A 19,956-nucleotide genomic window follows, 5' to 3' on the forward strand; every position below is an offset into this window, starting at 1 on the left:
GTTAGCGTCCAAACCCCCAGTACGTCACAATTAATGTAAAGGACCTTAAAATATCGGGATAGCCCGCACACTGCGAGAAAGTATAGGAGCAACGCGAAAGACCTTAAGTCGTGGTAACAGCGCACACCGAGAGAAAGTATTAGAGGCACTGATCGCTAGAGCATTTTGAGACCAGCACGTAGGCTGCATGTCAGTACTAAGCGCTATAGTATTACCCAACCTCAGCTCTGCCACATCACCCGTAAGCATCTCCATTGCCCCATCCGCAACTTCTTCCTGTGGGAACAGCACTCTGAAAGTGTTTGACATTGCCCATAGTTGGCCAAATGCTTTACTTTTCGGGATTTTTGCTTTGTTTACTTTTTCGTAAAGATTGTTTATCCTGTCCACCATTGGGTGTGAGGGCCATTGTGCTAAGTATTAGATCAGTTGCCAGAATTAATAGAGTTTTTGCGCGACAAATCCTAGATAGTAGGGGCCGTCCTACGGTCGAGGTCGAAGTTTTGCTGTCAGATGGTGCTGTAGGTAGAGTTTCAGTGCCGTCTGGGGCTTCAGTTGGGAAGTTTGAGGCTTTGGAGCTTAGGGATGGTGACCAGGCCAAGTATGCCGGGCATGGGGTGCTCAGGCCTGTTCAGAACATCAATACAACAGTTGCCGATGCATTAGCTGGAGTTTCCCCCTTCGATCAGAAAGCGGTTGATGAAATTCTGCTCTCACTGGATGGGACGAAAAACAAGTCTAAATTGGGTGCAAACGCCACTATAGGGGTTTCATTGGCTGCGGCAAAAGCCGCTGCGGACAGCGTTGGCATGCCGCTATACAAGTACCTAGGGGGAGCAGTTGCAAGGGAGATGCCGCTGCCCTTGGTAAACGTGATCAACGGGGGCCTGCATGCGGATAACTCCCTTGATTTTCAGGAATTTATGATAATACCCGTGGGGGCCAAAACGTTCGCTGATGCGGCACAGATGTGTGCGGAAGTGTTCTATAAGCTAAAGGAGGTACTCAAGCAAATGGGGCACTCCACTAATACCGGCGATGAAGGAGGTTTTGCTCCAAGTTTGGAGAATAATATAGACGTACTTAACATCTTGATAGAGGCAATTGAAAAGTCTGGATATCGCGCCCCTTCTGACATCGCCTTAGCTATGGATGTCGCTGCTTCAACATTTTACGACGGCACCTCATACAAATTTTCCGGCAAATACCTAACTAGCGATGAGTTAATTGCATACTATGAAGACATAGTTTCTCGGTACCCTATAGTCTCCATAGAAGATGCCATGGCAGAAAATGACATAGAAGGGTGGAAGGCGATCACCAAACGTCTGGGAGACAAAGTCCAGTTGGTGGGGGATGACCTATTTGTGACCAATCCCGCCCTCATTAATGACGGAGTGAAAAACAAGTTGGCTAATGCGGTTCTAATCAAACCCAACCAAATTGGCACTCTAACAGAAACTATAGATGCAATAAGGTCTGCTCAGCGGAATCACTATAACGTTATAATTTCACACAGGTCTGGTGAGACGGAGGATGTTACAATCGCTCATATAGCTGTCGCAGTAAATTGCGGGCAGATTAAGTCGGGCTCGTTTTCAAGGTCAGAGCGTTTGGCAAAGTATAACGAGCTCCTGCGTATAGAAGAAGACCTGGGCAAAAGTGCGCTTCTTTGCAACGTAATCTAACATGAGTTTTGTGGACGAAGCAAAAATCTATGTGAGAGGTGGAAAAGGGGGCGATGGATGCGTGAGTTTCAGGCGGGAAAAATTCGTAGAGTTTGGTGGCCCCGATGGTGGAAACGGAGGAAACGGCGGCTCGGTAATATTCGTCGCCAGTAGTGCTGTAAACACTCTATTATATTTCAGATATAACCAACACATAAGGGCAGAGAATGGCAAAGCAGGATCTGGCAAAGGAAAATTCGGGGCTGCTGGCCGCAATCGTGTTGTAGAGGTGCCAGTAGGAACCCAGTTGTACGATGAAAACGGAAACACCCTAATAGCGGATTTACACGACATAGGGCAGCAATGCATAGTAGCTACAGGAGGGAGGGGTGGGGTTGGCAACGCCCAGTACAAGAGTTCGACTAATCGTGCGCCCACATATTTCACCTATGGGACATTAGGGGAAGAGCACTGTGTTCTGTTAAAGCTCAAGATAATTTCAGATATTGGGATAATAGGCATGCCCAATGCTGGGAAGTCTAGTCTATTATCACGTTGTACAGCATCGAAGACTAAGGTTTCTGACTATCCCTTTACAACCCTAGAACCACACCTTGGGGTTGCATATGCAAATGGGTGTGGGCTGGTATTGGCAGATATTCCTGGTCTTATAGAAAATGCCAGTTCTGGTGCAGGGTTAGGGCACAAGTTTCTCAAGCATATTGAGAGGTGCGTCATACTCCTACACCTTGTAGATTGCTCACTTCCAGATATAGTAGGTGCCTATGAGCTAGTCAGGCAGGAACTTAAGTTGCATAGTGAGGAGCTTGCTTGTAAGCAAGAGGTGGTCATACTAAACAAGTGTGATCTACTCTCAGAAGGGGAAGTTAGGGAGAAGCAGCAACTTCTGGCGAGTTCTATCAAGAAAGAAGTGATTACCCTATCAATTGGTGATGAACTAAACTCCTTGATTGTCTTTTTACATTCACAGGTAAAGAAGGTAGTTGTAGAGCCATCAGATGCATCATTTGACCCATTCCTGTACGTACACTACAACAAGAAGTAGTCAGGGATTCATTGATACGATGTGGTTTCTTTCCGGTCCTGTAGACACCAAGCTTACTGGTACTCCAACCAACTCCTCCAGTCTACTGATATATGACATTGCATTTTCTGGAAGGTCACTACGAGAGACAGCTCCCAATGTGCTAGTGCGCCATCCCGGTAAAGTCTCGTATACAGGCTCTAACTTGTTTTGTATATGGGATGCACACGGCTCCTGGGAACTGCAGACCTGATTATTGTTGCTAAATCTCCAGTATTTCTAATCTTGCACTTCCTACGCGCATCCACTATCGCTCTGGCAACTCTCCTAGAGTACCTCTCCCCTCCATATTGGTAAATTATATCTGCCATTTCCTTTTCAGGTACTGTGTTTACAAACATTGCCGCATCTCTTGAAGAAGAAGAGCACATTCGCATATCCAAGAGGCCACTGTTCAATATTTAACGTGCAGGTCAGGACGCTTCTCCTTGTCCTCATAGGAGGGTATACCCTTTTTGATCTGCTTTGAAAGAACTATGTAGTTGTTACGTCGTAGATACTTTGCGGCAAGCATTGTCAGCCTTTCTGGGTTATTTAGAGCAGTCCACTCAGCCCTCAATGCACTTATTTCATCATTCACTTTGACTATCTCCTTCTGCACCTGCACCAGTGACTTCTGCATGTCTCTAACATAGAATTTTACCCTAAACACTCCTATAGTAAACGCACAGACTGCACAGAAGCACGGTATGTATGCGCCTTTCATAGCCTATTCCACCCTAACAATGGCTCTTAACTTACCCGATCTGGACCTGGGATTATTTTTTATTTCTTCATCTGTTGGTGTTATTACCTTTTTATTCACCAAGCTAAAACCCATATCGCATAGAGATCTAAACTTATGTTTGACAACCCGGTCTTCCAGAGAATGAAAAGATGTCACTAAAACTTTACCACCTATCTTTAAAATCTCAGCTGCTGCTTCAAGACCAGCTTGCAGTTCTTCCAGTTCGTTATTTACCCATATTCTAATTGCTTGAAACGTTCGTGTTGCCGGATCTATAGGATGCACACGGCTCCTGGGAACTGCAGACCTGATTATTGTTGCTAAATCTCCAGTATTTCTAATCTTGCACTTCCTACGCGCATCCACTATCGCTCTGGCAACTCTCCTAGAGTACCTCTCCCCTCCATATTGGTAAATTATATCTGCCATTTCCTTTTCGGGTACTGTGTTTACAAACATTGCCGCATCTCTTGAAGAAGAAGAGCACATTCGCATATCCAAGAGGCCACTGTTCATAAATGAAAACCCCCTGCTAGAATCAGCAAGCTGCATAGCTGATGTGCCTAAATCAAAGACTACACCATCTACTTCATCAATACCGAAAGAAATCATTACCTCCCTCAGTTTGCTGAATCTGCTAATCGAGAGATTAAGCCTACCCGGAAAGCTCTGCAATAACTCGTCGAAGTACTGCTTGACGACTGCATCCTGGTCAATAGCATATACAGCACAACGTGCTGTTTCTAATATCCTTCTACTGTATCCGCCACCACCAAAAGTTGCGTCAACATATGTTCTTCCATCTTCTGGAGATAAGGCTTCTACAACTTCGTTCAACAGTACAGGTTTGTGTACCATGCCACCTAACAGTTCGTTCTCGCGATACAATAATCGTCGTTTGCCCACCACTATTCAAATCTTTTTTGGGATACTGCCTACCGGGGCCTTTTAAGTTATATTCATAAGGTGATACCCCCAGTAACTTGAACCGCGGCTTAGCAGCGAGAAAGCATGTTAGTATTGGGTCTCACCACATATAATCTGTTTCGCCGTTTCCGTATACGTTGCTTTCCGTGATTATGAGATCTAGCTTCTGATCATGCTCGGCAACGGGAATTTTGTGGTGAAGCTGCGCATCATACGCAACTCCTATGCATAAGCATCGAAAACTACGCCTAAAGAATGCTATTGTATAGTCATAATATCCCCCACCAAAGCCTAGCCTGTTCAAGTTTTGGTCAAACGCCACAAGTGGCACAAACAATACCTCGGGAATTATAGTTTCTTCGTCTGAGGCATTACAATCCCAGCGCTTGAAAGCCAAAAGCTTACTTCCCTGTTGCACGACTGGTACGAGCACGCTATTACCCTCCCCTTTTGCGAACTGCATGAGCGGTAACACATCTATCTCCCCATCACGGGGTATATATCCCGCTACTGTTCCACCATTACGTAGTTTCACATTGCGTATACAATTCTCTTTTAGCATTTCTGCCGCCCTGTGTGCATCGGGAATACTCTTGCGTAAGTCGCGATAATGGCTCCTCAGGAGCGATTTTTCTTCCATAAACGTGAGGTCCTTTCACACAACCAAAAACCGTAAGTTATGGTAACCATGTTTGTCGGTTGTACAAAAACTTATTACCAAAGCATCGGCTAATTGTAATTAAAAATCGTAATAGTACCGCGGCAATTCCCGTTAGTGTTGTAATAATAGCACTTTTTTTAAAAAAAATCTTTATTACTTAAATATGTGTTATATTTTCCTCAGCGAGATACGTAAACACAGGTTTTAGTGCTGCAAATTGCAAGTTAAATTTCCCATTTAATCAACAAAAGACAGGTCAAATGTGTCTGTTATGCAACAGCACATACGATTCAAGCTTGGGCTACGTATTTCTCAAAACATATATTTAGAAATGGCAGCAACAAATGATTGGAGAAGACATCGCATCCGTAACCAACCCAGCTCAATATGAAGGTTTCAGCGAAGAGCAAGAAGATATATCGCAATCACGGGGTAGTACGCAGCTCCGTACAACTACGCACTCAAAAAAGACAAAGATTGTGCTGGCAGTTGTCTCCGCTGTGTTGGTTATCTACCTAAGTGCATCATTCTACGTGGCGGCAACTCAACTCGCCGCAGAAGGACTTGCCGTAGTTGGAGCAGTAAACATTCTAGTGGCAGTATGCACCGCCATTTGCATGTGCATTTATGTAGAAAGAAGAAAGGGCATGGGCCCGATGCACACTACTCAAGATCCGAATCTGATTTTGTCTACTGAAGAAGTATCATTGGGTGGCACAGAGCATGACGGCCCTACAGTAGCGGAAAACGTGCCACATCAAGACTTACATGATGGAAACACCAGGCCATTTCCGGCAGCAAGTGCGTCTGATACGGCACCTACACTGGCGCTGCAGCTCGGCCCGTTTGCCCCAACTGGAGATACTGGCAAGAGAACGCCCATTATACGTCCTGTAATTATAACTACCAAGGCCGAGATTGCACCCCCACCGTCACCACAGTCCGGTTCAACCATTCTGGATGCCAACAAGCAAACGCCCACCACACAGCCTGTAACCATAACTAGTGCTGACTCACCCTCTAGCACTACACCTTCACTGGTGCCGCGATCTGGTCCGCTGGCATCTACTAGCAAGCAAATGCCTACCACAAAGCCTGTAACTGCAACTAATGCACTTGATACAGTATCTCCATTGGTACCAAAACGCTCAGAATCCACTAGAAGTGCGGGCTTAGATTCATTACTAAAGCCCCTATTGGCGCCGCAACGCTCAAAACCCATTAGGAACGCGAGCTTGGATCCATTGCCAAAGCCTCCGCTACCACCGAAACACCTAGGCGGTTCTCAACAGAAATCCGCCATATCAACTACTCCAGTTGAGGGTGTCAGCAGACAGGTAACTGCTACGAAGTCTGCATCTACGGCTGGTGCTAGCTCACCCTCTAGCACTAAATCTTCACTGGTGCCGCGATCTGGTCCGCTGGCATCTACTAGCAAGCAAATGCCTACCACAAAGCCTGTAACTGCAACTAATGCACTTGATACAGTATCTCCATTGGTACCAAAACGCTCAGAATCCACTAGAAGTGCGGGCTTAGATTCATTACTAAAGCCCCTATTGGCGCCGCAACGCTCAAAACCCATTAGGAACGCGAGCTTGGATCCATTGCCAAAGCCTCCGCTACCACCGAAACACCTAGGCGGTTCTCAACAGAAATCCGCCATATCAACTACTCCAGTTGAGGGTGTCAGCAGACAGGTAACTGCTACGAAGTCTGCATCTACGGCTGGTGCTAGCCCACCCTCTAGCACTAAATCTTCACTGGTGCCGCGATCTGGTCCGCTGGCATCTACCAAGAAGCAGACGCCTGCCACAAAGCCTGTAACCACAACTAATGCGCTTGATACAGCGCCTCCATTGGCACCGCAACGTTCAAAATCTGCTAGGAGTGCGGGCTTAGATTCATCACCAAAGCCTCCATTGGCACCGCAACGTTCAAAATCTGCTAGGAGTGCGGGCTTAGATTCATCACCAAAGCCTCCATTGGCACCAAAACACATGGGTGTAGGTTCATTATCAAAACACCTGGGCGATTCTCAACAGAAATCCGCCATATCAACTACTCCAGTTGAGGGTGCCAGCAGACAGGTAACTGCTACGAAGTCTGCATCTACGGCTGGTGCTAGCTCACCCTCTAGCACTAAACCTCCACTGGTGCTGCGATCTAGTCCGCTAACATCTACCAGCAAGCAGACGCCTGCCACACAGCCTGTAACCACAACTAATGCGCTTGATACAGCGCCTCCATTGGCACCGCAACGTTCAAAATCTGCTAGGAGTGCGGGCTTAGATTCATCACCAAAGCCTCCATTGGCACCACAACGCTCAAAACCCATTATGAATGCGGGCCTAGGTTCGTCACCAAAACCTCCACTAGCGCCAAAACACATGGGTGTAGGTTCATTATCAAAACACCTGGGCGATTCTCAACAGAAATCCGCCATACCGACTGTTCCAAGCAAACCAAAAATAGACGATCTATTGGGAATTGACGACCCGTTCGCCAACGCTCTACAACAACCGTCACCACAGTTCGGTTCAACCATTCTGGATGCCAACAAGCAAACGCCCACCACACAGCCTGTAACCATAATTAGTGCTGACTCACCTTCCAGTACTAAGCCTCCATTGGCGCCGCGGCGTTTCGGATCTCCTAAATACATGGGTGTAGGTTCATTACCAAAACACCTAGGCGATTCTCAACAGAAATCCGCCATACCGACTGTTCCAAGCAACCCAAAAATAGACGATCTATTGGGAATTGACGACCCGTTCACCAACGCTCTACAACAACCGTCACCACAACAAATCGGTACTGGGCTGTCTCTTGACGCTACACCTCCACTGGTGCTGCGATCTAGTCCGCTAACATCTACCAGCAAGCAGACACCTGCCACACAGCCCGTAACCATGATTAGTGCTGACTTACCTTCTGGCACTAAACCTCCACTGGTGCTGCGATCTAGTCCGCTAACATCTACCAGCAAGCAGACGCCTGCCACACAGCCCGTAACCATGATTAGTGCTGACTTACCTTCTGGCACTAAACCTCCACTGGTGCTGCGATCTAGTCCGCTAACATCTACCAGCAAGCAGACGCCTGCCACACAGCCCGTAACCATGATTAGTGCTGACTTACCTTCTGGCACTAAACCTCCATTGGTACCAAGGTGTTTCGGATCTCCTAAATACATGGGTGTAGGTTCATCAGCACAACTGCACTTACCACCCTTGCCAGAAGGAGTGCAACTCTTGTCAAGTAGTGCGCAGCAGCATGGTGCTTCGCAGACACACAATGAACCAAAAATAGACGATCTGTTAGGTATTGATGAACTGTTCGCTGCCGCTCTACAACAAACGAGCGATATGAAATCCAGTGCAAAGGAACCTGAGCATGAATCGGCACTGGTTGATCAGTCACAATCATTACCCACAACCACGGGTTACACCGTGCAGCCCGGCATCAGTGCATCAAAACCCCATATATCAAATACTCACGCGCACCAGCCGGCGCTGTCATTTAGAGCTGTGGCCAGTGCTGTAAAACACGGAACGACAGGTAATTTAAAGACGAAGTTGCAATCTGGCGTACGTAAAGTGCAGCACGGTTTGTTGAAGAAGGTCGCACACGCGACAGGCACTCCTGCTAAACGGGCTTTCACTGGGGTTTCTTGTTATGGCCGTTCATCTGTAATTGAACAACCATATTTTCCTACACATGCTGATGTTACAACCTTAGACGCTGATCCCGATACTGGAGTTATTACTCATTACAAGAGCAATCAACCCCACACTGCAGAAAGGAATAGTACCCTAGTGTATGACCTATGTCCTGCAAATTGGGAAGCATGTAGCACAGTTACCGGAGTAGATGAGGGAAAGAAAGAAGTTGACGCTCAATACCAAAAAGCTCGGGTAGCTGAGGCTTCTTATGGCTTAGAGACACCATCGGCGGCGAAGCCCACCACCACTTTAAAGAGAATCAAGAAAAAGGCAGCAAGTCTGAGTAAGGCCGTGACGCGCGCCGCACATGTTGCCTACATAGGTGCAGAACTAGCGTTCGGAATATACGATGCTGTGCCTTCCAAGGCTTATGGCTTCCAGTTGGCACCGGAAATTGCCCCAGGCGGACCCCAGGACGTCTATTTGCTAATCCGCGGTAAAAATACACATCTTTGCGCCCTGGCCGCAATCTCAGATGTTAAGACCCGCACCCTGTGGTTATGTACGGGTGATCTTCACACCAAGCGCGGGCATATTCCTATATCAAATTTGGAATTTCGCATAATGTCCGCGGGTGATGAGCGCAGCTTTGAGTATAAGTCACAGTATCAAATAGCGCTAAAACTTATAATGCCTGCTTTCGGCGCTGTACCTCGCCTACTAACCAGTGCGCAACACGAGTTTTCAATTTCTCATAGTGGCAAAAGCAGAGATCTTTTCTTGACTACACGGGTTAGCACAAACAGCAGGACAAACATAATAAAGTTGGTTGCTACAAGTGCCACCTTTAAAAGTTACAGAAAGGCCTTCTTCTACATATACACCGAATCTGTAATCCACGCCATGGTCAAGCACATGAATGTCATAATGCGTAGGGAGTTCGCACATCTAGATCAGCAATCACTCACGGTTTGTGCAGCGCTTGATATGTACGCTAACCAAAATTACATGAGCATGATGCGCGCAATTACCGATTTCTTTCTTCGCGATCCGCTGGGTATCGCAGTGTATTCTGACACAGCATTGTGCATCAAGTATATAGGAGAACTCATTAGGTTTTACACCAGTTCGGGCGATTATCCTGCATACCACGCACTGTTTTGGAAACTTGTGGTACAAGAGGTATGGGGTTGTGGCAGATGTGGGCCCACCGGAACCCCAAGGTATGACTGGCATGCGTCTGAGTACGACAGAGAATTTGTCATAGATTTGCATGTTATCTGCGCGCTGATATGTAAAAAACAGGCAATGACCGACAGAGAAGAAGTATACTCTTTCATAGAAAAAATTATGCAAATATATGAGTCTACATCAGACTCGCCCGGAACACGATTGGCGCACTACCTCGCACTCGCAACTGTTGCAAGCCCTAGATTGCACAAAGGGATCAAAGCTTTGGATATACAGCATGAAAGGTGGAAAAAGCTATTGCGTACTGCGGAACATACGTTAAAACTGTACCAGCTCGACGCAGAAGCTTCTGCTATAAAGGCACTAAGTAAGACAAGCGGAGCAAAACACCCATGCCGTATTAATACCCTGCTATTAAGTGATTTTACCGAAACGACAGCATACAAAATTGCTCTGCAGAACGACCAAAAACTACAGCAACTACGCAATATACTGGGCCCAGACTACGCGCCGCATCAGTTGGCACTTGCATCAGACAGTGTCGTTCACATAGTGGACAAACACACCCATACAAAAGGAGGCGAAGCTATTCCTTACGCAGTGTTTGTCTCGCACTTGCAGGATGTGTACTTACGAGTTGAGGGTAAGTACTACTCACAAAATATCATTCCGAAACTACTACATCACTGGGCAGATATACGTACACGAAATCCTAACATGGTAAATAGGCCCGCGTGCGAAGATGCTCAGGCAGTGATAAGATTGCTCGAAGCCAAGGTATCTACCACCAGATTGCACACACTTGATGACGCGCCGTCATCCTCATTACCTGGTACCAGATTAGCCTCCTGCACCACAAGCTATCCTTTTTCGGGTAGAACGCTTGAACGGATTGGGGATGCAGCCCTTACCGGATTTTTATCCGTAGTTAGTGTCTCCCCAGCAATGCGGGAACTGAGCCTATTGCAGCCGGAGTGTAGCATCCACCTCGACGTAGCCCGCGCAATTACTTGAGATGCGTCTCCAGCTGCATAGCTGGGCATGGTGATAACAAAGGCACTTCCTGGTATTGTGTAGTGGGGGTCAGAGCTAAATTCTATTATGATAAATCATAGATTAATTATGATTTCATGTAATCTTCTTATGAAATTACATAAAATCAGATATGTCATTTAACACATAATTCAGAATTAGCCATTAGTGTACTCAGCTAAATGGCTTATAGGCAACAAATATGAATTTGCTCGATAAAAGAGGAGCTCCTCAAAGCGCGTCACCGGTCCGCGAATTACTGCTCGCAGCAGTTGCAGCAGCGGCCACCATAAGCATGATGAAAGTACATAGCGATGAGAAACGCGCTTTATGTGTTTGTATCTCTTTTATGGCCGCAGCATGCCTCATACAACAAAAGAGAAAATTTTTCCGTGATAACATACAAATCTTTTTTACTGAAAATGCAAAAAGAGGAGTTGTCACATTCGCAGAAGCATCAATCACAAAAATCTCTATAACTCCCAAAAGTGAGCGAGGCGAAGACGGACAATATTCAATGGTCGCCGAATTAAGCAAGCCTACAATTAGCATTCAAGGTGAGAAGAGCCGCGCCATAAGGGAAATAGATATACAAAGCTACGGGCATAGCTGGGAACATGCCACCAACTCTGGCACTCCTCAAATGACAGTGTGCATATCTGGAAATAATAAAAAAAGCTCTGTGGAAGCCGACTTTACCTGTTTGAGGGGTAAAAACAGCCTACTCTTGGATATCAAGTCTAAAAGATACGAGGAGTATATACCGCTCTGCCGAGTTCGCAACACCCATGACTATATCAGAAGAGCTCTTGAGATGAAGCTTAGGAAGCAATCTTTTCTCCAGATACTATTGACAAGATACCTATCTGAGGAGAATTTTCTCGCAAATAAGGAAAAGGTCCTGTATTTGATGCATAACTTTGGCAGCGTGTTACAAAAGAGCTCGGCCATGGCTATTAATAGATCCCTAGAAAGGTTAGCACGCATTAATTTTGAAATAACAAAATCTAAAACGGAACTTTCGGGTGAATCATCAAGTACAACAAAGTACCCATCTATCAGGCTTGACTACCTAGGGGAAGAGCAATTTAAATCGCTGGAGTCGGATATTCTCGCGCTTGTGAAAGCAAGAACATGCGAGTATGAAAATTTGCATGAGGCCCTAAGCCATAGCGCGTATAAATCTGCCATAAGCCTAGGCATAGAAGATATAATCGCGTGCTATCCGGACAGGGTAAATCAAGCAACAAATACTTTTCTTAAAACACATATTGCATCCTATAGGACCCTGGCACCAAGGATGAAAGCAATACACAGGTACATAGAAACTTGCAGAAAATATCACAATAAACAGCTGAAACGCACTGCAGATTGTGATAATCCCAAAACCACAGATAGTTACGCCTACCAAGCTATCTACAACTTTACCAAGCAAGAGGGTATCTCCCCAGATGATTTGCATGCCATAATCGAGCATGCGCGAGACAAGCTATGTAGGAAGTACAGGGGGCTGTTTGTGGACGACATAACCGGTATAACGCAGAAAGTTACCGCACGACTCTGCAAAATCAGGATAAAACTCGGGAAATTTGAGTCTCACGATGCTGACGCAGAAGATTATGAGTTATACTATGAGATTGATGAACCGGATGAAGCATGCGATCGAACAATAGAGGCCCCACTATCGGATTACACAAAATACCCACTACGGGGCTTCAGATAATGCAACAATTAGAACGTCCCGAGTTATTGGCTTTTGTCGCTACTATCGCTCACCGCTCCGCTTCACGGACACACTCTACCCTTAGGGCCCTGTTGCCAGAGCGATAGTGGATGCGCGTAGGAAGTGCAAGATTAGAAATACTGGAGATTTAGCAACAATAATCAGGTCTGCAGTTCCCAGGAGCCGTGTGCATCCCATATACAAAACAAGTTAGAGCCTGTATACGAGACTTTACCGGGATGGCGCACTAGCACATTGGGAGCTGTCTCTCGTAGTGACCTTCCAGAAAATGCAATGTCATATATCAGTAGACTGGAGGAGTTGGTTGGAGTACCAGTAAGCTTGGTGTCTACAGGACCGGAAAGAAACCACATCGTATCAATGAATCCCTGACTACTTCTTGTTGTAGTGTACGACTGTCTCCCGTAGTGACCTTCCAGAAAATGCAATGTCAATCACTCTATCCACAGAGACGTCGTAGGCGGGGTAAATCTTTTCCGTCCAATTCATGGGTAGGTGATTTCCAGATTATCATCCCCCTTTGCCACTTGATTCACTACTGGAATAGCGCTCTTGACTCACCGCAGGTGTGGTACTGATCACTGTAACTTTTCGCTCACTCTCCTTCTTTGCTTGACATGTCTTGGTCGTGGCGGTTGGGAAATTGTCCGCAACAAGTGGGCTTTGCTCATTCACGGTGCGAGTACGTGCCTGCTCTAAGGAAGAATCCTGAGAAGAAGGGCATCGTAAAAAAGAAGAAGAGTCTGAAGCAGATTTAAAAATGCTTTCCATGCTGCTACAAGAAGAATCACTATTTTCGTGCCAGCAGTACTTATCGCAGGCTCTAGAAACAATGGTAGTGAGCGTGGTGAGGCATGCAACTAATGCACATAACCCTGCAGCGGCGGCAAAAGCTATAATGCATAACTTGGTAACGTCATGAGAAACCTCACTGTAAAACAGCGCAGCAGATATTGTCATACCGATAAAAAATACACAACCTAGTGCAAGTGAGACTTCGCGTACTATTGGAAGCATCTCTGGCATAGGAATGCAACAATCCGCCTCATACATGTCCTCATAGTATCGCCCACGCATATATCCTCCACAACTCCCATATCGATGTATACCGCAGCGTTTATATAGCTGCATTATTACAACATATCAGATATATAAATTATGTATACATAATATAGTGTCATAATTACAATTTTATCTGGACATGCACACTACCTACTAGCGCTGCCGTCCGGAGTTTTGGCCGTAGAGAGTGCTTGCTCTTGAATCTGAAACTTGTGTGATGACGAAGTGAGCCCTGCAAGAACTTCGTACTGATGCCCAGCTATCATGCTTGCATGGTGCCGGTTATACAATGCCGGAACCTCTGCTTGGCAATTATATTCACGCAAAACTTCCCCCATACGGGCGTTTTCCAGTGTGTCTCCGTAAAGGCGTAGCACCGATGTTGCAATCACTGCTGATAATGCATCGTGAGTTAAAAACCGAAACCCCAACGCATTACACATGTGGTATAGCATAGAAGCGGCTCTTCTTGCCACTCCGCCATCGCGCTCATGGTCTAGCCTGAGAGTATTGTGTGCGCGTACAGCGTCTTGCAAATCCACTCCCGTCTCTCCCGTAAACCGCCGCGCCATAAATGAGTATGCAGCACAATGCATGAGCATCGGAAAGTCATAAAACGCCGCCATACATATTTCTAGATCATCTTCATATAGTTTTGCCATCTGCTGGGTTGTAGTAGAAGAGTGAAACAGCAACCCAAAAATTCGAAAACACCTGCTATGGGTGTATCCAGCATCTTGAAACCTCTCGCATAACATGCCACCAATAGTATAATCCATACATGCTGCAACATATTTTATCTCTGGACGCTTTTTCAAAAAATCACCGAGTCGCCCCCTTAGGATGGCCCCATCTACCGCTCCATCGACAAAGCATCTGCTTCTTTCGGGTAACAATGCATATATTAAGGCAAGCAGGTTCAAATTATCCTTCAAGTGGTTATTTTCCCCAATCGAACCTAATTTGTTGTGTAGCCTCGTGCTCGCTGTCAGCTTTAGTAAATCTTTAAGCGTCTTTACTTCATCAGAGCCACAGTGGCTGGAGTTTTTATCCCAAAATTTTGATACAGTGAGAAACAACCCCTTGTTGTATGCAACATCCGTGAGCACATTAACAATCTCCCTATGAGAAAGTGATCGCATGTCCTGAGATACTGTCAATATTTTACAGCAACGGCTATCTGCCTGCTCTGCAGAAGAAGCAAGAAGTAGATGTTTATATATGCACACGTAATTGGCAAAAAACGTACTCCCAAAACCGCTTGATAACGCGCTACAGCCAGACATAACCCTGAGTACGTCTGCCCTGGTGCCGATATGAAATCTGAACATCAGAACTGGAGGCGCAAATTTGTGCTTTGGAAAGACAATCGCCACACTTTCGGCTCTTTTCACGACATCTTTGAATTGCTGGTGGCTACCAAACCTATTCGTTATATAGCCTCCAGAAAGCCTAATTGCCGCAGTTGTATCATCGTTGGGTACCATACACACCGCGTGCGGGAACACTCCTTTTTTAATAACGTACCATGAATAGTTCTGAGACATAAAAGTCAGCTTGGTACCACTTCTGAGCATACCTTGCCAACGTTTCGGGGAAAAAATATCTCGAAAGCGTGATATTGACCTATCACCAACTGAAGAATCTATCTTCAAGAGCAAGACCGGATCGCAGCAGCCAATCATGCGGTATACCATAAATACCATCATGGAAATTCCGAGCGCCATACCGCACACAAGCGCGGCTGTGCCTCGAATGACCGCGGGAGCACGCCATTGAGCAATACCCACACACGCTGCACTTATCACCGCACAAACCGCAAATAGCGTGAGTAAAGCATTAGTGGCGCATAATATCTTCTCTCTCCACGAAGAGGATAGGCTGCCACGTCTTACCTCTTCAGAGTTTACCAACGAATTTGAATTTGCTATTTGTCCTTCCATATTAATCCCTCGCATACACCAGCCGAGATAGCGCTTCTCCTTACAGATTGTGCGGGCACTATCGTGCTACTCGCTAGGGTATGGAAAATCCGTCGGGCGTCTATATACTTAAAAAAGAAAACATATGCTAACTTTGGTCTTAAGTAATAATTATTTAATTATTTCAAAGGTGTGCCACATCTCCTCCGGCAATTACTACTCGTTTGCCATGAAATCTTGATACGTCGCTCACATGATAAAAAATAGACTTATCTTCATATTCCGTAATGCCGTCTAAAGGGGGGCGATTAGGGCCAAACCCCCCGGAACCGGCAGCAATTATAATCGCTCCGCAGCGTACCCCCACTTCTTTGTCTGTTACAACAACAAAATATTCCCCTTCCTCTAGCAACTACTACTCGTTTGCCGTGGCAGCAGTGGTAGTGCTAACAAGGCATTTTCTTTGAAGTTGAGTATTGGAAGTTCAGTGGAGTATCGGGGAACAGTACCTTGTATATATCGTGGCACGCAAGTGCAGATTCAGAAAACCCTACCAATATCAGCTTCAACTTGCCTTGGTAGTGTGCCACGTCCCCCACAGCGTATATCCTTGCGCGTGCAGTTCTGCATGTAGACTGGTCTATCGGTATGTAAAAACTCTCAACTCCAAGGCCCCAGTTGGCAATTGGCCCGAGTTTTGCTGAAATTCCAAAGAATGGTAACAGAAAATCCGCATCTATGCGGATTTCTTCTTTAGAAACTATATTCCTAATGATAACCCCATTCAGTATTCCATCATTACCCTCAAGCCCCGCAAGTTGGTATGGTACCAATAACTTGATCTGGCCGCGCTCAGCAAGACCTTCTAAGTTACGTAGAGTGTTCGGAGCACAGCGAAATGAATGTCTACGGTGTATGACATGTACTGAATCCGCAACTTCAGATAGGCTCACTGCCCAATCTGCTGCAGAGTCCCCTCCTCCGGCAATTACTACTCGTTTGCCATGAAATCTTGATACGTCGCTCACATGATAAAAAATAGACTTATCTTCATATTCCGTAATGCCGTCTAAAGGGGGGGCGGTTAGGGCCACCCCCCCCGGAACCGGCAGCAATTATAATCGCTCCGCAGCGTACCCCCACTTCTTTGTCTGTTACAACAACAAAATATTCCCCTTCCTCTAGCAACTACTACTCGTTTGCCGTGGCAGCAGTGGTAGTGCTAACAAGGCATTTTCTTTGAAGTTGAGTATTGGAAGTTCAGTGGAGTATCGGGGAACAGCACCTTGTATATATCGTGGCACGCAAGTGCAGATTCAGAAAACCCTACCAATATCAGCTTCAACTTGCCTTGGTAGTGTGCCACGTCCCCCACAGCGTATATCCTTGCGCGTGCAGTTCTGCATGTAGACTGGTCTATCGGTATGTAAAAACTCTCAACTCCAAGGCCCCAGTTGGCAATTGGCCCGAGTTTTGCTGAAATTCCAAAGAATGGTAACAGAAAATCCGCATCTATGCGGATTTCTTCTTTAGAAACTATATTCCTAATGATAACCCCATTCAGTATTCCATCATTACCCTCAAGCCCCGCAAGTTGGTATGGTACCAATAACTTGATCTGGCCGCGCTCAGCAAGACCTTCTAAGTTACGTAGAGTGTTCGGAGCACAGCGAAATGAATGTCTACGGTGTATGACATGTACTGAATCCGCAACTTCAGATAGGCTCACTGCCCAATCTGCTGCAGAGTCCCCTCCTCCGGCAATTACTACTCGTTTGCCATGAAATCTTGATACGTCGCTCACATGATAAAAAATAGACTTATCTTCATATTCCGTAATGCCGTCTAAAGGGGGGCGGTTAGGGCCACCCCCCCCGGAACCGGCAGCAATTATAATCGCTCCGCAGCGTACCCCCACTTCTTTGTCTGTTACAACAACAAAATATTCCCCTTCCTCTAGCACTTGTTCAGCGGTATGCCTCAACAAATAGGTAGGTTTAAATGGGTCAGCCTGCCGCTTCAGATTGCTCACCAAATCCCTAGCTAAGGTTACGGGATACGCCGGTATGTCATAAATCGGCTTTTCTGGGTACAACACCGCACACTGCCCCCCTACTTCACCTAAGGCATCGATGACGCAAGTACTCATCCCAAGCATTCCCGCCTGAAAAACGGTGAAAAGCCCAACCGGACCGGCCCCAACAACGGCTATGTCACTGGTAGCGTGTATTTTCACGCCAATCACCTCCTCAAACCTACCTGCCAAACGTACTATTGCTGAAGTACTGGGTAATACGCTTCCGAAGATGGGTAAGGTGCGGCATTAACTCACCCCGGAAACTACCATATCATCAAACCTCAAAGTTGGGGAATTGACAGATCGCAAAAACGACAAGTCATTCGCTGCGTGCATGCCAGCAAACATATCTCGCAAATTTCCGGCCACTGTTATGCCATGCACCGGGTGCGTCACTTTGCCATTTTCAATCATAAAGCCAAAAGCGCCTTGGCTGTAATCTCCCGTTGTTAAATTGACCCCAGAACCAAAAAGGTCGGTTATGTACACGCCCTCTTTGATGTCAGACATCAGCAACTCAGGAGAGGTGCCACTACTCTTTATATAGAAGTTACTAACCCCCGGGCTAATCGAGGCGTTACTGCATCTTACTGCACTACCTGTAGTATGCAACCCCAGTTGTTTTGCAGTACGCATGTCCAGCAGCCAACTTTTTAGGACTCCACCCTCAACTACGTTATTCCTACGACTGCAAATACCTTCCCCATCAAACGGCCTTGTGGAGATCCCCCCAGGCATTAGAGGATCATCAACAATGTGAATATCACCGCGAAAAATACTGCTGCCAATGCTATCGACAAGGAATGATGTTTTATCGGCTATTGCACCGCCATTGATTGCCGCGGCAAAGCTTCTTAAAAAGGCAGATGCCACTCGATTTTCGAACAATACGGGAACCTTACAGGTTTGCATCTCACGTGCGTTAAGCCTCCTGAACGCTCTAGCGGCTGCGTCTTTACCCAAAACTTCCGGCTTCTCCAGATCAGCAAAGCGATTTTTCACAGAAAAGCTATAGTCCACTTCCATCTTTCCGCCATCAGAGGATACGACAGACACGGAAGTGGAAAAGCAAGACCGCTTGTACGAGCCCATAAACCCGTTGGAAGTAGCAAGCACCATCTCACTGTTCGAATGAGAAAAAGATGCACCTTCGGAATTTACTATCTTGCCGTCATAAGAAAGCGCCACATCCTCCATAATATTAAGTATTTCGCAAATTCTTGAGACTTCAACTACTGAGTCATCGAACAGCAGCATATCGCTTATGTCTTCGCTATACTCACCGCTTACATCACTAATAGAAATGTACGGATCTTCAGGCATGGACGATGCTATTGCAATTGCAGCATCCACCAAGTCAGAAATTTTATTTGGGTCATTAAAGGAGATGCAGGAACACCGTTTACCGTCAATTATGACTCGCAAACCTATCTGGCAGTTTTTAGAGTACACTGTTTCTTCGTGTTTGAGCAAACGCTGAGAAACAGCTGTGGACTCACCCGCACAGACGACTATCTCCCACGCTACACCCCTAGACCGGACAGCTCTAATGACCTTATCGGTAATCTCCCGGGTATTCAAAGCACGCTCCTAAGAAAACTTACACCCTATTCTACAGAAAAACTCGCTGCGCATATCCTGATTGTTCTGAAATTCACCTAACATGCAACTAGTCTGCAATTTAAGACCATTTGCAGCCTCTCCTCCTGAGTATTTTGCACACCAGTGCTCTGCCTCAATTAGCACCGCAACACCCGCAGGTTTTAGGAGAGCACCTAAAAATTGTGCAATTTGGACAGTCATACGCTCTTGTACCTGCAAACGCTTAGCAAATATGTCTACCACCCTGACTATGGCACCAACTCCAATCACAGTGGCCTTCGGAATGTATGAAACATTCACCACCCCGGTCATCGGAGACATATGATGCTCGCAAGTAGAAGAAAAATTCACCCCCCGCAGCAGTATCATATCGGAATAACCCTCATTAGCAAATACAGAATTGCGGAAGTCATGCGATGATTCAAGCGCATATCCCTGAAAAGACTCCTTATAGGCGCTTAAAACCCTGCCAGCCGTTAAAGATAGACCTTCTCTGCCGGGAGAATCATCAGCCCATCTAATAAGGACTTCAATCGCCTCTTCGGCGTCTTTATCAGAAGGCTTACGACCCAAA

At 46.2% G+C, this 19,956-nt stretch carries 22 protein-coding genes and 2 pseudogenes; 6 read left to right on the forward strand and 18 right to left on the reverse strand.

Translation table 11 applies throughout. The features are described from left to right. Window positions 1-45: 45 nt before the first annotated feature. Window positions 46-393, reverse strand: a complete 348-nt coding sequence (locus AOV_RS02125) for a hypothetical protein (RefSeq protein WP_199463083.1) — start codon at window positions 391-393, stop codon at window positions 46-48. Window positions 394-410: 17 nt separating this feature from the next. Here AOV_RS02125 and eno point away from each other — a divergent pair, with 17 nt between their 5' ends. Continuing rightward, a complete protein-coding gene (gene eno / locus AOV_RS02130; RefSeq protein ID WP_410518148.1) occupies window positions 411-1,688 on the forward strand; it encodes a phosphopyruvate hydratase in 1,278 nt (425 codons plus the stop codon). 1 nt (window position 1,689) lies between these two features. Further along, window positions 1,690-2,733, forward strand: coding sequence for a GTPase ObgE (gene obgE / locus AOV_RS02135; protein WP_117374419.1), 1,044 nt, complete (start codon window positions 1,690-1,692; stop codon window positions 2,731-2,733). Here the strand turns inward: obgE and AOV_RS02140 are convergent, their stop codons facing one another. From AOV_RS02140 to AOV_RS05265, 10 genes and pseudogenes are all read right to left on the reverse strand, one after another. Further along, the gene (locus AOV_RS02140; RefSeq protein WP_075138942.1) at window positions 2,734-2,928 is read right to left on the reverse strand and encodes an adenylosuccinate synthetase; all 195 of its coding nucleotides are present in this window, start codon (window positions 2,926-2,928) and stop codon (window positions 2,734-2,736) included. Beyond that, a pseudogene (gene mraW, locus AOV_RS02145) lies at window positions 2,928-3,164 on the reverse strand (16S rRNA (cytosine(1402)-N(4))-methyltransferase); the annotation flags it as partial. The pseudogene mraW and the gene AOV_RS02140, both read right to left, overlap by 1 nt. Before the next feature lie 2 nt (window positions 3,165-3,166). After that, window positions 3,167-3,478, reverse strand: a complete 312-nt coding sequence (gene ftsL, locus AOV_RS02150; RefSeq protein WP_075138944.1) for a cell division protein FtsL — start codon at window positions 3,476-3,478, stop codon at window positions 3,167-3,169. Between the two features lie 3 nt (window positions 3,479-3,481). After that, window positions 3,482-4,357 carry a 16S rRNA (cytosine(1402)-N(4))-methyltransferase RsmH gene (gene rsmH, locus AOV_RS02155; RefSeq protein WP_075138945.1) on the reverse strand — a complete coding sequence of 292 codons (876 nt, stop codon included), beginning with the start codon at window positions 4,355-4,357 and terminating at the stop codon, window positions 3,482-3,484. Window positions 4,358-4,526: 169 nt separating this feature from the next. Beyond that, on the reverse strand, window positions 4,527-5,066 hold the full coding sequence (locus AOV_RS02160) for a 5-formyltetrahydrofolate cyclo-ligase (RefSeq protein WP_075138946.1): 540 nt from the start codon (window positions 5,064-5,066) through the stop codon (window positions 4,527-4,529). Between the two features lie 778 nt (window positions 5,067-5,844). Further along, window positions 5,845-6,309, reverse strand: a complete 465-nt coding sequence (locus AOV_RS02165) for a hypothetical protein (RefSeq protein WP_075138947.1) — start codon at window positions 6,307-6,309, stop codon at window positions 5,845-5,847. 63 nt (window positions 6,310-6,372) lie between these two features. Further along, a complete protein-coding gene (locus tag AOV_RS02170; protein WP_075138948.1) occupies window positions 6,373-6,672 on the reverse strand; it encodes a hypothetical protein in 300 nt (99 codons plus the stop codon). Window positions 6,673-6,735: 63 nt separating this feature from the next. Then, window positions 6,736-7,089, reverse strand: a complete 354-nt coding sequence (locus AOV_RS02175) for a hypothetical protein (protein ID WP_117374420.1) — start codon at window positions 7,087-7,089, stop codon at window positions 6,736-6,738. 36 nt (window positions 7,090-7,125) lie between these two features. Next, on the reverse strand, window positions 7,126-7,479 hold the full coding sequence (locus tag AOV_RS02180; RefSeq protein ID WP_117374421.1) for a hypothetical protein: 354 nt from the start codon (window positions 7,477-7,479) through the stop codon (window positions 7,126-7,128). A 309-nt stretch (window positions 7,480-7,788) separates the two neighbouring features. Beyond that, on the reverse strand, window positions 7,789-8,238 hold the full coding sequence (locus tag AOV_RS05265) for a hypothetical protein (protein WP_147314696.1): 450 nt from the start codon (window positions 8,236-8,238) through the stop codon (window positions 7,789-7,791). Window positions 8,239-8,332: 94 nt separating this feature from the next. On the opposite strand from AOV_RS05265, the gene AOV_RS02185 reads away from it, so the two are divergent. From AOV_RS02185 to AOV_RS02200, 4 genes and pseudogenes are all read left to right on the forward strand, one after another. Continuing rightward, complete coding sequence (locus AOV_RS02185; RefSeq protein ID WP_233497235.1) at window positions 8,333-10,957, forward strand: hypothetical protein; 2,625 nt, start codon at window positions 8,333-8,335, stop codon at window positions 10,955-10,957. A 220-nt stretch (window positions 10,958-11,177) separates the two neighbouring features. Further along, on the forward strand, window positions 11,178-12,698 hold the full coding sequence (locus AOV_RS02190) for a hypothetical protein (RefSeq protein WP_075138952.1): 1,521 nt from the start codon (window positions 11,178-11,180) through the stop codon (window positions 12,696-12,698). Between the two features lie 91 nt (window positions 12,699-12,789). Next, window positions 12,790-12,897, forward strand: a pseudogene (locus AOV_RS05395) (16S rRNA (cytosine(1402)-N(4))-methyltransferase RsmH); the annotation flags it as partial. Beyond that, entirely contained in the window at window positions 12,897-13,091 is a 195-nt protein-coding gene (locus tag AOV_RS02200; RefSeq protein WP_075138942.1) for an adenylosuccinate synthetase, read from the forward strand. The pseudogene AOV_RS05395 and the gene AOV_RS02200, both read left to right, overlap by 1 nt. 138 nt (window positions 13,092-13,229) lie before the next feature. Here the strand turns inward: AOV_RS02200 and AOV_RS02205 are convergent, their stop codons facing one another. From AOV_RS02205 to folE, 7 genes are all read right to left on the reverse strand, one after another. Beyond that, entirely contained in the window at window positions 13,230-13,796 is a 567-nt protein-coding gene (locus AOV_RS02205) for a hypothetical protein (RefSeq protein ID WP_075138953.1), read from the reverse strand. A gap of 131 nt (window positions 13,797-13,927) precedes the next feature. Continuing rightward, window positions 13,928-15,739, reverse strand: a complete 1,812-nt coding sequence (locus AOV_RS02210; RefSeq protein WP_075138954.1) for a hypothetical protein — start codon at window positions 15,737-15,739, stop codon at window positions 13,928-13,930. 148 nt (window positions 15,740-15,887) lie between these two features. Then, on the reverse strand, window positions 15,888-16,115 hold the full coding sequence (locus tag AOV_RS02215; protein WP_075138955.1) for an NAD(P)/FAD-dependent oxidoreductase: 228 nt from the start codon (window positions 16,113-16,115) through the stop codon (window positions 15,888-15,890). Between the two features lie 34 nt (window positions 16,116-16,149). After that, a complete protein-coding gene (locus tag AOV_RS05360) occupies window positions 16,150-16,797 on the reverse strand; it encodes an NAD(P)/FAD-dependent oxidoreductase (protein ID WP_410518151.1) in 648 nt (215 codons plus the stop codon). A 128-nt stretch (window positions 16,798-16,925) separates the two neighbouring features. After that, the gene (locus tag AOV_RS02225; protein ID WP_410518152.1) at window positions 16,926-17,933 is read right to left on the reverse strand and encodes an NAD(P)/FAD-dependent oxidoreductase; all 1,008 of its coding nucleotides are present in this window, start codon (window positions 17,931-17,933) and stop codon (window positions 16,926-16,928) included. A 93-nt stretch (window positions 17,934-18,026) separates the two neighbouring features. After that, window positions 18,027-19,361: a TldD/PmbA family protein gene (locus AOV_RS02230; protein WP_075138957.1), complete on the reverse strand. Its 1,335-nt coding sequence runs from the start codon at window positions 19,359-19,361 to the stop codon at window positions 18,027-18,029. 9 nt (window positions 19,362-19,370) lie between these two features. Next, a complete protein-coding gene (folE, locus tag AOV_RS02235; protein WP_233497219.1) occupies window positions 19,371-19,955 on the reverse strand; it encodes a GTP cyclohydrolase I in 585 nt (194 codons plus the stop codon). Window position 19,956: the final 1 nt, after the last annotated feature.

The sequence above is a fragment of the Anaplasma ovis str. Haibei genome, from assembly GCF_002214625.1.
In the GTDB taxonomy this organism is placed as follows: Bacteria; Pseudomonadota; Alphaproteobacteria; order Rickettsiales; family Anaplasmataceae; genus Anaplasma; species Anaplasma ovis.

Excerpts from the sequence above, each read along its gene's own strand:
- AOV_RS02125 (WP_199463083.1), bottom strand. The coding sequence starts at position 393 with ATGGTGGACAGGATAAACAATCTTTACGAAAAAGTAAACAAAGCAAAA.
- obgE (WP_117374419.1), top strand. The coding sequence starts at position 1,690 with ATGAGTTTTGTGGACGAAGCAAAAATCTATGTGAGAGGTGGAAAAGGG.
- ftsL (WP_075138944.1), bottom strand. The coding sequence starts at position 3,478 with ATGAAAGGCGCATACATACCGTGCTTCTGTGCAGTCTGTGCGTTTACT.
- rsmH (WP_075138945.1), bottom strand. The coding sequence starts at position 4,357 with ATGGTACACAAACCTGTACTGTTGAACGAAGTTGTAGAAGCCTTATCT.
- AOV_RS02160 (WP_075138946.1), bottom strand. The coding sequence starts at position 5,066 with ATGGAAGAAAAATCGCTCCTGAGGAGCCATTATCGCGACTTACGCAAG.
- AOV_RS02165 (WP_075138947.1), bottom strand. The coding sequence starts at position 6,309 with ATGGGTTTTGAGCGTTGCGGCGCCAATAGGGGCTTTAGTAATGAATCT.
- AOV_RS02170 (WP_075138948.1), bottom strand. The coding sequence starts at position 6,672 with ATGGGTTTTGAGCGTTGCGGCGCCAATAGGGGCTTTAGTAATGAATCT.
- AOV_RS02175 (WP_117374420.1), bottom strand. The coding sequence starts at position 7,089 with ATGTGTTTTGGTGCCAATGGAGGCTTTGGTGATGAATCTAAGCCCGCA.
- AOV_RS02180 (WP_117374421.1), bottom strand. The coding sequence starts at position 7,479 with ATGTGTTTTGGCGCTAGTGGAGGTTTTGGTGACGAACCTAGGCCCGCA.
- AOV_RS02190 (WP_075138952.1), top strand. The coding sequence starts at position 11,178 with ATGAATTTGCTCGATAAAAGAGGAGCTCCTCAAAGCGCGTCACCGGTC.
- AOV_RS02205 (WP_075138953.1), bottom strand. The coding sequence starts at position 13,796 with ATGCGTGGGCGATACTATGAGGACATGTATGAGGCGGATTGTTGCATT.
- AOV_RS02210 (WP_075138954.1), bottom strand. The coding sequence starts at position 15,739 with ATGCGAGGGATTAATATGGAAGGACAAATAGCAAATTCAAATTCGTTG.